This window comes from Bacteroidota bacterium (assembly GCA_005882315.1).
Taxonomy (GTDB): Bacteria; Bacteroidota; Bacteroidia; order Chitinophagales; family Chitinophagaceae; genus VBAR01.
In genome coordinates this window covers 1,645,331-1,656,477 of record VBAR01000001.1, presented here as the reverse complement: position 1 = coordinate 1,656,477, position 11,147 = coordinate 1,645,331, and the positions used below count along the sequence as shown (strand labels likewise).

Genomic DNA, 11,147 nt, shown 5'->3' with positions numbered 1-11,147 from the left:
AAATAAAATGAAACGTTTTTTTATAATTGCATTATCACTTGGCGCAGCAGCAACCATCAATGCACAGCAATTGCAATCTTCCTCCTTCTATGATCTGCAGGGAGTGCTTCACAACCCATCTACTGCAGGTGTGTATAAAAACAGTATGGTAGGAGCTTCTTACCGCAGCCAGTGGAGTGGTATCAGCGGCGCACCAAAAACAGCAACAGTGTTTGGTAATTTCAAACTATCCGAACACCAACTAGGGCTTGGTGCCTATATATATAATGATAAAACCGGCCCAACATCCAGAACAGGTGCACAGTTTGCTTTTGCAAAACATATTGCAGTTAAAAATGATGCCGTGTTTTCGCTGGGAATTGAAGCAAGAGTTTTACAATACTCAATTGATAAAGCAAAGCTTTCCAACACCCTCGGCAACGACCCTGTACTAGCATCAAGTGAAAACAGTACGAAGTTTGATGCCGGTTTCGGATTGTCTTACACTGGCAAGAAATTACAGTTAGGCGCATCAGTAGCTCAACTGGTTCAGTCAAAACTGAATTATTATAGTGGCAGCCAGAGTCCCACTGAAGAAGGCCGTTTATACAGGCACTACTTTTTTCATGGTTCTTACAAATGGGGTACAGACGAAACCACAACTGTTACCCCCAATTTCCTCTTTATCTATTTACCGAATGCCCCTTTGGAATTCCAGGGCGGTGTAAGAGTAGAACATAAGGAAACATTTTTCTGGGGAGTAGGATACAGGGCTCATCAAAGCTTTATGCTTTCAGCTGGTGTGCATGTAAATAAGAAATTTACTATTGGTTATGGTTTTGATATCTACAGTACACCTATCAGCACATATGATGCAGGCAGCAATGGTCATGAGATCCTGCTTCGCTACGATATCATAAAGTAATTAAGAATACATACCCTTTGGAGTGTTAAAGAAACCCGCCAGTTGGTGGGTTTCTTTTTTTTATGAGTAATTCTTGTTCACTCTTACTATGCAGCAATAGCTTTAAATTTACATTGTAAAACTAAAGCATGTCTTTAACCATCACACTTATCCAAACCGACCTTGCCTGGGAAGATAAAACAGTTAACCTGGATAGGCTGGAGCATAAGATCCGTTCGTTAAAAGAAAGAACAGAGATCGTTGTGCTGCCTGAAATGTTCAGCACAGGATTTAGCATGAAGCCTGAACAGTTTGCTGAAACAATGGATGGAGAAACAGTGGAGTGGATGAAACGGATTGCTGCAGAAAGAAAGATTGTTTTGACCGGCAGCCTGATCATTAAAGATGGTGAACATTATCATAACCGCCTGATCTGGATGCTACCCAATGGTGAATATGGTTTTTATGATAAACGTCACACATTTGGTTTTGCAGGAGAAGATAAATACTACACACCCGGAAATAAAAGGCTGATCGCTTCAGTAAAAGGATGGAAAATAAATCTGCAGGTATGTTATGATCTGCGGTTTCCCGTTTGGGCAAGACAATCACCGATTGCTGAGGATGCAGAATACGATGTGTTGATCTATGTTGCTAACTGGCCCGAACGTCGCAGCCATGCATGGAAAACTTTGCTGTGTGCAAGGGCAATCGAAAATCAATCTTATGTAATAGGTGTAAACCGGGTAGGTAATGATGGAAACAATGTTTATCATTCCGGCGAAAGCATGGTGATCGATCCGCTGGGCGAGGTATTATATCATGTAAAGGATGTCGAAGATGTTTTTACCATCACGTTGGATAAAACACATCTGCAGGCCATTCGTGATAAATTTCCTTTCTTGAAAGATGGAGACGATTTTACGATCATGAATGAGTGAGCAACTCAGTTGCCAGGTTACCTATTGCCTTTTTCTTTATCTGCTTTTATCAGCTCTAGTGTTTTATCCAGTTTAAAATCTGAAGCGGCAGCTACTGTTTTTTGAGTTGGTGCCGATTCTACTTCAGGCAACAACCCTCTTCCATCCTTTGGATTTTTATTGTTGATAACAAGACGGAATAATGGAAGTCTGAACCGAACACCAGTTACCGGTAAAGTGAAATCAGGAATGAGCCAGGCAGTATTACCATAGGCACCCCCTCCTGTTTCCTCTCCTACTACGGTTACATTCTCCTGGTCTTTTACTGTTTCGGCAAACAATATCGTGGCAGAAAATGAATTGCCTCCTGTAAGTATATATACTTCTCCATCGAAATGATTTTTTTGCTTCGGCTCAAAATGATGCCGTTCATAATATCCAAAATGATATTCGCCTTTTTTATTCCTTTTGGTCAGGAAGCTGATAAATAATTTATTCCAAAAATTATTCTGGATATATTTTCCGTAATGACTACTCTTATCAGTAGCGTATAATGAATCAGCAATTTTGAAAGATTGTTTTGCAATGTATTTGGAAAGCAAGGTAGAGTTCGTTACGCTGCCGCCCCCATTGCTGCGTACATCAATGATCAGGTGGCTGATATCCATCTTCCGAAGATTATGAAATGACTTACGGAAAAAAGAACGCAGCTTATAATCCCTGCCAAATGAATGCAGCTCCATAAAAGCAGTACGATTAGCTGTATCCACTTTCAGTACTCTTGTTGTTTCCAGCCGGCGACGACGTTGTCCTTTTTTTGAAAGAGGTCTTAGCGCTGTTATTGCTCTCCTTAGTGCAGTATCTTTTGAAGGATCATAAACAGGTATTTCTGTTTTTTTAATAATACCTTTTGCGTCGAAATATTCAACAGCATATTTATCATTCAACCCATACAACGTAGTGTACATTCGCCCAAAAGTGCCGGTATTGCTGATGGTCTGATACTTGTGGGTTTTATTGAAACCATCAGAAGATATATAACGCCCCATTGTATCGATCAGCTCTTCAATTGTTTTTCCATTGACTGAATGAATACGAACGCCTCTTCTTAGAACAGAATCCCTTCTGAAAAGATTGGTAGCAATTACTGCTGTATCTCCATCTTCGTTTGTTCTGCTTCCCCAAACTTTCAGGCTAAGCGGAAAAACTTTGGGCCTGATCGTATCAGCTGCTCTTGAAAACTTTTTTGAAGAACGTACCGTAGTATGGCCGCAATTAACCTGAGCTATTACATAAGTAAGGATCTTTCTAAAGTCCGGCTCTGTTGCAGAATCAATAATTTGTTTTCTGCCCCAATCGAAATAAGCATTCATACTATCCTTCGATGTATACCAGTACAAGCCGGGATGTGTTTCTTCCAACGCTGATTGAAAAACATCATAGTCATGTAGTAACTGTTCCTTCGAATATTTTTTTGTAGCTGAAACAGATGATCGGGATGCACCGCAACTTTCAAGCAGTATAAGAATGATCAACAGGTACAATACTATTTTCATTGGTTAGGAGTTCAATGGTTCTTATTGCAGGTGGTTCCAGCCCTGCGCTGTAATGGCATATTTATTTCCACCTTTGGTTATGATATGTGATCCCTGTTCCATCTCTGTCATATATCCAATCACACTGATCTGTTCATTCAATACCAGTTTTTCATATTCAGTTTGCGGAATCGTAAATAGTAACTCATAATCTTCACCGCCACTCAACGCACAAGCTGTTGGGTCCAACTCAAATTTATAAACAGCTTTCTTCATTTCTTCATGTATCGGGATCTTTTCTTCGTACAGTACACAACCCAGATTACTTTGCTTACAGATATGCAGTATTTCAGAACTAAGTCCATCACTGATATCCATCATGGATGTAGGTACTATCTGGCTTTGTTCAAAAAATTCAATAATGTCTTTTCTTGCTTCAGGTTTCAGCATTCGGCCAATCACATATGTTTCTCCTTCAAGGTCAGGCTGTACAGCAGGGCTTTCGAGAAATATTTTTTTCTCCCTTTCTAAAAACAAAAGACCTGCATATGCTCCGCCTAAATCACCACTCACACAAATTAAATCGCCTTTTTGAGCAGTACTTCTTTTTACAAATTTGTCCGGCGCTACTTCACCAATAGCTGTAACTGAAATGATAAACCCTTTTTGAGATGAAGTAGTATCGCCACCTACCAGGTCAACATCATATTTTTCACAAGCAGCATATACACCTTCATAAAATTCATCCAACGCTTCCACGCTGAATTTGCTGCTTATTCCCAGGCTCAAAACGATTTGTGTCGGTTCCGCATTCATTGCATAAATATCACTCAGGTTAACAATTACAGCTTTATATCCTAAATGTTTAAGCGGTGTATAAATGAGATCGAAATGAATTCCTTCCACCAGCAAATCTGTTGTGATAACTGTTTGCTTACCAAAATGATCGATCACAGCAGCATCATCACCTACACCAAGTATAGATGAAGCATTTTTTAATTCTATATTTTTGGTCAAATGATCAATTAACCCAAATTCACCCAACGACCCGATCTCTGTTCTTTGTTCACTCATATCGCTATTTTATTTGTTATGATACCAGAAAGTTCATCATGAATTTTTCCATTTGTAGCTAGAATTTTGTGCTGGTAAATTGAGAATGGTTCATTCTCATGATTTGTTACTTTGCCTCCTGCTTCTTCCACTATCAGGAATCCGGCTGCACTATCCCACGGCTCCAGCTTATGTTCATAAAAACCATCAAACCTTCCGCAAGCCACCCAGCACAGATCGATGGCAGCAGAACCAATTCGTCTTACGGGTACACCTTTTCGTATCAGTTTATCAAAGATTTCCAAAGGACCATTAGGCATATTAATATAAGTATAGGGAAACCCTGTTACCAAACATGATTTTAAGACCTGTGTTTCATTACTTACACTAATGGGTTGGTCATTTAGTGTAGCTCCTTTTCCTTTTTCAGCAAAAAAGAATTCATTGATATGCGGATTGTAGACAACACCCATTATGATCTTGCCATCTTTTTCAATGCCGATAGAAACACAGTTAAGTGGAATGCGGTGAGCAAAATTTACTGTACCATCGATCGGGTCAATGATCCATTTATAATTTGAATCCTGTACCAGTTTACCACTTTCTTCGCCAAGTAATTGATGTTCGGGAAAATCATTACGGATCACATCCATAATTGCTTTTTCCGAAGCATGATCAGCTTCTGTTACCAGGTTATTTACCCCCTCCTTATTACTGATTTTAAACTCGGAATTAAAAAAACGAACCACTTCTGCAGCACCAGCCTGTACCGCCTTATACAACGTGTTTTTAAGCATTGGCAAAGATAACCGGGATTTTGATTTTAGATTTCAGATTTAAGTCCCGACATTTATCGGGATTAGATTTGGCCGCACAGCATGGAAATTTCTGTCATAATAGTAAATTATAACGTAAAGTATTTGCTTGAAAAATGCCTTTATTCCGTACAGGCGGCTTTGAGAAATATACCTGGCGAAATTATTATTGTTGATAATGCCTCATCTGATAACAGTATTGAATACCTGCAGCCTCTTTTTCCGGGTGTAAAATTTATTGCCAATCCAATAAACAAAGGTTTTGGATCAGCCTGTAATACCGGTTTTCAGCAATCATCCGGCGAGTATATTTTATTTTTGAACCCGGATACTATTGTTCCCACAGATTGTTTTAAAAAATGCCTTGATTTTATTCAAACAAAAAAAGACGCTGGAGCATTAGGTATAAAAATGCTGAATGGTTCCGGCAATTATTTAAAAGAATCAAAACGAAATTTCCCTTCCGTATCAGCTTCTCTTTTCAAAATGACAGGATTGGCTTCTTTATTTCCTCATTCAAAATTATTTGCTGCCTACTATGCAGGGCATCTCAGCGAAAATGAAATACATGAAGTAGATGTCTTATCCGGTGCTTTTATGCTGATCAAAAGAAATGTCTTTATTGAAGTAAAAGGTTTTGATGAAGATTTTTTTATGTACGGTGAAGATATTGACCTGAGCTACCGGATCCAAAAGGCGGGCTATAAAAACTATTATTTCCCGGAAACTTCAATTACACATTATAAAGGTGCCAGCACAAAAAAAAGAAGTATGGCACATATAAAACCCTTTTATGGCGCAATGAGCATTTTTGTTGACAAGCATTATTCAGGTGGAGCAAAAGGTGTTTTTAAGTTTATTCTCAAAACAGGCATCTGGTTTTTTGCCGGCTTGTATGCAATAGGAAATATTTTCAGGTCAGAGCAGAAATAAGTTTACAAATGCACCTGAACTGAACTAATAGTGCTTCCATAAAACTTCTTTGCCTGTCTGTTGAAGTCTGTTGCAGAATCTGTTGTATAAAAATTCTTACTCCCCTTTTTAGATAACTTATTTTCTATTTCAGAATGACGGTCTAAATAATCCCTTAAACTGTCTGCAATGATCTCTGCCTGCGAAATAACTTTTATTCCGGCCGGGATATTTGATTTGATCTTATCTATCAGCAAGGGATAATGAGTACAGGCAAGAAGAATAGTATCAATTGAATCAGATTGATCAAGCAACTGATCTAAACATTTTTTTATGAAATAATCTGCGCCTTCATTATTGTATTCATCGTTCTCCACTAATGGCACCCACATAGGACAGGCCTGCTGAAATAATTTTACCTCAGGAAAAAATTTATCCGTTTCAATTTTATAAGAATCCGAAGCAACTGTGCCCGATGTTGCCAGCAGCCCGACATGTTTGGTTTGAGAATAACTTCCTATAACTTCTGTGGTTGGTCTTATTACACCCAATACTCTTTTTGAAGGATTCAATGCCGGTAAATCTTTTTGCTGTATGCTGCGCAAGGCTTTTGCTGATGCAGTATTGCATGCAAGCACCACCAATGGACATCCTTTGCTGAAAAACCATTTTACAGCTTGCAGGGTATATTCATAAACTGTTTCGAAAGAGCGGTTGCCATAAGGCGTCCGTGCATTATCACCGAGATATAAATAATCATACTGCGGCAGCTTTTTTACAATTTCTTTCATGACGGTGAGACCGCCATAGCCTGAATCAAAAACACCTATTGGACCCTGCATTTTCATAAAACAAAAATAAGCGGATGGTTTAGTATTAAAAGAAAAATCCTCCCGATGGTATCGGGAGGATCAATTATTTATTCAGCACTTATAATATTAGTTAGGCTTGCTTCCTGCTGGCTTTGCTCCACCCGGTGCCTGTAATTGAGGAGGCAGTTTCACTTTCAACTTTGTTGCGACAGCGATAAGCAAATTATCTCCCTCTGGTGCAACAAGAAATGCATCCTGGCTAAGCACATGTGTGTAGGCTTTTTCTTTTGCCACAGCTTTGATAGCATCATATACTTTAGAATAAATTGGCGAGAGCAGTTCATCCTGCTTTGATTGTACTGCCTGCTGTGCTAATTGCTGAAAATTATTAATGAAGTATAAATGATTATCTCTTTCGAGTTTCATTTGGTTCAATACTGATTTCGGAGTTTTAAAAGTATCCGTTTTTGAAAGAATACTGTCTTTATATTGAAAACTTTCAACTTCCAGTTTTAACCTTGGGTTTAATGAATCGATCTGGTATTTCTGAAGCATTGTATCCACTTTAGCTGTTTCAGGCATAAGAGAAACCATATCATCGATACGGATATAACCAATTTTGATCTGTGCACTTGCAGAACCTGCGATCAGGCCCATTGCTACCATCAGTACTGTAAAAATTCTTTTCATTTTGTTTTTTATTGTTTGCTTATTAAGAGTCCTTTAAAAAGGATTTAGTTGCTTGCTTTAGTTTTTTTTAACACCCTATTTCACCCCCAGGTCTTTCAGTACATCTTCACTCCTGTCCAGTTTTGGGTCGGCAAATATAATGGTAATTCCCTCACTTTTGTCCAATACAAAATCGTAGCCTCTTGACACGGCCATTTTCTGTACGGCATTAAACACTTTATCCTGTATCGGTTTGATCAATTCCTGTCTTTTCTTAAACAGATCCCCCTCAAAACCAAAGCGTTTGCGCTGAAGGTCACGGAGTTCTTTTTCTTTCATAAAGAGCTGGTCCTCTCTTTTTTTCTTCAACTCGTCACTTAACATAACCTGCTCGGCTTCAAAATCCTTATACATTTTATCTAAGTCTGCTTGTTTGGTATCAATATCTTTTTGCCAGTCAGCAGCAATATCATCCAACTTTTTTTGTGCAGTTTTATACTCTGGCATTTTATCAAGGATATATCTTGTATCAATGATGGCGTATTTCTGAGCCAGAACAGCGGCACAAGACATGATTACAAAACCCAATGCAAGTACTAACTTTTTCATGGTAGACAATTTTAGATGAATAGAATTACCGAACGTAAAAAAGTGCGACGCAACGAAAGCTTAATAGAAGCAATGTTGTTGGTTACATCAATAATAACGCCGTGGTATTTACAATCAAATTAATTATTGTTAAACTAAATTTTTATTCCGGTTCATAGCCCAACATAAATGTAAACCTGTTACGCTTTGTATTACTACCCGGCAATACATCTAATCCAATTCCGTAATCAAAGCCCAGCAAGCCAAACATTGGCAAATAGAAACGCATACCTACACCAACACTGCGACGTAGTTGGAATGGGTTATACTCTTTAAAATCATACCATCCGTTGGCTGCTTCAAAAAACGTTAATCCATAAATGGTGCTGCTCTGGTTTATCACCAATGGATAACGCATCTCCAATGTATATTTATTAAAAATAGTAAAGAAGCGGGATGCTTGTTGTTGATCGGGATTCACTGTAGGATCAGATGACTCATAAACAGGATAACCACGATGTGCAATGATATCATAACCCAGCATACCAAAGTTATTGGTCAGGCCTGCATCACCCACCTGGAAACGTTCGAATGGCGAATAATCAATTTTGCGATTATAACGGCCCATAAAACCATATTTGGCTGCGATACGCATTACTAACTGCCTGTTCTTTTCAGCACCTAATGCACGGCCGATCGGTACATACCAGTCACCGCTGAAACGCCATTTATGATACTCAGGTGTTTCGTAAGGATTGGTTGAGTTGACCAGATCTTTATCGATAGCAGTATAAGGTGGCGTGAACTGAACACTCATCGCCATTGTAGATCCGCTCCTTGGGAAAATAGGATCAAAAACGGATGAACGCTGCAAGCCTATCTTAAAACTGACATTATGCGAAACCCCATTATCCATTCCGGGGAAGATGGGATAATTCCGCATTTTATATTCTGTATAGTTAAATGCATAGATGAGGCTGAAATAATCATCTGGCCATTTCAATTGTTTACTAAGTGACATCGTAATACCATTTGTTTTTAAATAATTGGTATCAGATTTTTTCTTGTCAACTTGACCGGTTAGATAATTATAGCCATTTGAATACTTACTGGCATTATAAGCAACAGTAAAGGAATTTCTTTTTTTACCACCCAGCCAGGGCTCAGTAAATGAAAAACTATAAGAGTGGAAAACACTTCCGTTCGATTGATAACGTACACTCAGTTTTTGCCCATCGCCCTGTGGTAATGGATCCCACGCCGATTTTTTGAAAAAGTTTTTAATGGAGAAATTGTTGAATGAAACACCAAGTGTTCCTGTCAATCCAAAATTACCACCCCAACCAGCAGATAATTCCAATTGGTCGCTTGATTTTTCTTCCAATGACCAGTTAATATCAACCGTTCCGTCATCAGCATTGGGAACTACCCCGGGGTTGATTGTTTCCTGGTTAAAATAGTTCAATGCAGCCAGTTCACGTTGAGAACGGATAAGGTCTGAACGGCGGAACAATTCACCGGGTACGGTTCTCAATTCACGACGAATAACATAATCCTTGGTACGATCATTACCGGCAATAGTTATATTTTTTATTCTTGCCTGCGGGCCTTCGATGATTCGTATTTCATGATCTATAGTGTCGTTATAAACAGCAGTTTCTATCGCATCGGCACGAAAAAAAAGATAACCATCATCCATATACAGGCTGCTGATGTCCTGAGCATCCTGCGCAAGTTCTTTTCCAAGTCGCTTGTTGAGGATGTCAATATTATAAACATCACCTTTTCGTATGCCGAGGATCATGTTCAGCAAAGAGTCTCCGTATTTGGCATTACCCTTCCACACAATATTGCCGAAATAATACCTGCGGCCTTCCTCTATTTTAAGGTCGATGTTCAGTGTACCTTTCAACGTTGGATAAGAGGTATCGGCAACAATTTGTGCATCACGATGGCCAATAGAGTTATAGTAGTTCAGGATCTTTTCTTTATCCTCTGCATATTTCTTTGCATCATATTTTGCTGAACTGAATAGCTTGAATCGGAAATAAGGATCCAAAAAATTCTTTGTTTTAGATATAGAGAGATAACCATTATCCTTCATGTACTCCTTGTAAGAAGGAGTTTTTCTTTCTCCATAAGGACTGGGCTCATGAGAAGGAAACAAAGTGATCTTTGTCATTTCTTTTGTTCCCTTCATTTGTTTTTTCAACTTCAGGTCAGGTGCAGAGTAGTTGTTAAAAAATGAAATGTTGTCAACTTTTACTTTTATTCCTCTCAGCACATAAATATCGAGATAAATAGAATTCACATATCCCGAGTCAGTTCTTTCCTCTATATCTACCGTAGTATTATTATATCCTTTTTCTTTATAAAACTTGATGGATTGTTCTTTTATACGCTGGCGGGTTTCATCGGTAAGAATTGTTTGTTTTGCCAACTGTACTTTTCCAAGCAGGTCTTCCAGTTCAGATTTTTTTACGCCATGAAATTTAAAATCACCCAGTCGCGGACGTTCTGTAAGATTAACTTCAATCCAGACTTTATCCTCAACAATTTTTGTGATATAAATTCTTACACTAGAAAATAATTTCTGGCGCCAAAGATTGTTGATCGCTTTTGCAAAAACATCATTACCGGGATGAACGAATTTATCACCGGGATGAAGGCCTGATATAGAACTTACAATTGCAGTATCCAAATAACGTACACCGGTAATTGTTATTTCAGCGATGGTATATTCACGAGCTATCTTTTGATTCGGCCAATTCAGTAGGTTCACATCCACAGAAGTAGGGTCCTGGGCTAATAGCTGTGGTCCTGCGGACACGGTGATCAACAGTAAAAAGCCGATTCTCAGTAAAAATTTATGCATAATAAGTGTTCTGGTCTGAGCATTTTCAGTTCAGGCGGCAAAATAACGGTAAAAAGTTGAAGTGTTTGTTAAAGAAGATTAGTAA

At 38.6% G+C, this 11,147-nt stretch carries 10 protein-coding genes; 3 read left to right on the top strand and 7 right to left on the bottom strand.

All coding sequences use genetic code 11. The features are described from left to right. Positions 1-7: 7 nt before the first annotated feature. Together E6H07_06895 and E6H07_06890 are read left to right on the top strand one after the other, a co-directional pair. Positions 8-904 (top strand): type IX secretion system membrane protein PorP/SprF, encoded by an 897-nt coding sequence (locus E6H07_06895; protein TMI65631.1) that lies wholly within the window; start codon positions 8-10, stop codon positions 902-904. A 128-nt stretch (positions 905-1,032) separates the two neighbouring features. Then, a complete protein-coding gene (locus E6H07_06890; protein ID TMI65630.1) occupies positions 1,033-1,824 on the top strand; it encodes a nitrilase family protein in 792 nt (263 codons plus the stop codon). A 17-nt stretch (positions 1,825-1,841) separates the two neighbouring features. Here the strand turns inward: E6H07_06890 and E6H07_06885 are convergent, their stop codons facing one another. From E6H07_06885 to E6H07_06875, 3 genes are read right to left on the bottom strand one after another with little or no spacing between them, the layout of a single operon-like run. Beyond that, entirely contained in the window at positions 1,842-3,359 is a 1,518-nt protein-coding gene (locus E6H07_06885) for a peptidase S41 (protein TMI65629.1), read from the bottom strand. A 21-nt stretch (positions 3,360-3,380) separates the two neighbouring features. Next, positions 3,381-4,412 (bottom strand): thiamine-phosphate kinase, encoded by a 1,032-nt coding sequence (thiL, locus tag E6H07_06880; GenBank protein ID TMI65628.1) that lies wholly within the window; start codon positions 4,410-4,412, stop codon positions 3,381-3,383. After that, the gene (locus E6H07_06875; GenBank protein TMI65627.1) at positions 4,409-5,188 is read right to left on the bottom strand and encodes an inositol monophosphatase; all 780 of its coding nucleotides are present in this window, start codon (positions 5,186-5,188) and stop codon (positions 4,409-4,411) included. The genes thiL and E6H07_06875 overlap by 4 nt, the downstream gene beginning before the upstream one ends. Positions 5,189-5,269: 81 nt before the next feature. On the opposite strand from E6H07_06875, the gene E6H07_06870 reads away from it, so the two are divergent. Further along, positions 5,270-6,139 carry a glycosyltransferase family 2 protein gene (locus E6H07_06870; protein ID TMI65626.1) on the top strand — a complete coding sequence of 290 codons (870 nt, stop codon included), beginning with the start codon at positions 5,270-5,272 and terminating at the stop codon, positions 6,137-6,139. Positions 6,140-6,141: 2 nt separating this feature from the next. Here the strand turns inward: E6H07_06870 and murI are convergent, their stop codons facing one another. The 4 genes from murI to E6H07_06850 all read right to left on the bottom strand — a co-directional run bounded on the left by murI (position 6,142) and on the right by E6H07_06850 (position 11,062). Next, positions 6,142-6,960 (bottom strand): glutamate racemase, encoded by an 819-nt coding sequence (gene murI / locus E6H07_06865; protein ID TMI66487.1) that lies wholly within the window; start codon positions 6,958-6,960, stop codon positions 6,142-6,144. 96 nt (positions 6,961-7,056) lie between these two features. Then, positions 7,057-7,620, bottom strand: coding sequence for an OmpH family outer membrane protein (locus E6H07_06860; GenBank protein TMI65625.1), 564 nt, complete (start codon positions 7,618-7,620; stop codon positions 7,057-7,059). A gap of 75 nt (positions 7,621-7,695) precedes the next feature. Next, a complete protein-coding gene (locus E6H07_06855; protein ID TMI65624.1) occupies positions 7,696-8,208 on the bottom strand; it encodes an OmpH family outer membrane protein in 513 nt (170 codons plus the stop codon). A 142-nt stretch (positions 8,209-8,350) separates the two neighbouring features. Beyond that, a complete protein-coding gene (locus E6H07_06850) occupies positions 8,351-11,062 on the bottom strand; it encodes an outer membrane protein assembly factor (GenBank protein TMI65623.1) in 2,712 nt (903 codons plus the stop codon). Positions 11,063-11,147: the final 85 nt, after the last annotated feature.

What these genes read in the sequence shown, in the direction of transcription:
- E6H07_06895 (TMI65631.1), top strand. Translation starts at nt 8, where the DNA reads ATGAAACGTTTTTTTATAATTGCATTATCACTTGGCGCAGCAGCAACC.
- E6H07_06890 (TMI65630.1), top strand. Translation starts at nt 1,033, where the DNA reads ATGTCTTTAACCATCACACTTATCCAAACCGACCTTGCCTGGGAAGAT.
- E6H07_06885 (TMI65629.1), bottom strand. Translation starts at nt 3,359, where the DNA reads ATGAAAATAGTATTGTACCTGTTGATCATTCTTATACTGCTTGAAAGT.
- thiL (TMI65628.1), bottom strand. Translation starts at nt 4,412, where the DNA reads ATGAGTGAACAAAGAACAGAGATCGGGTCGTTGGGTGAATTTGGGTTA.
- E6H07_06875 (TMI65627.1), bottom strand. Translation starts at nt 5,188, where the DNA reads ATGCTTAAAAACACGTTGTATAAGGCGGTACAGGCTGGTGCTGCAGAA.
- E6H07_06870 (TMI65626.1), top strand. Translation starts at nt 5,270, where the DNA reads ATGGAAATTTCTGTCATAATAGTAAATTATAACGTAAAGTATTTGCTT.
- murI (TMI66487.1), bottom strand. Translation starts at nt 6,960, where the DNA reads ATGCAGGGTCCAATAGGTGTTTTTGATTCAGGCTATGGCGGTCTCACC.
- E6H07_06860 (TMI65625.1), bottom strand. Translation starts at nt 7,620, where the DNA reads ATGAAAAGAATTTTTACAGTACTGATGGTAGCAATGGGCCTGATCGCA.
- E6H07_06855 (TMI65624.1), bottom strand. Translation starts at nt 8,208, where the DNA reads ATGAAAAAGTTAGTACTTGCATTGGGTTTTGTAATCATGTCTTGTGCC.
- E6H07_06850 (TMI65623.1), bottom strand. Translation starts at nt 11,062, where the DNA reads ATGCATAAATTTTTACTGAGAATCGGCTTTTTACTGTTGATCACCGTG.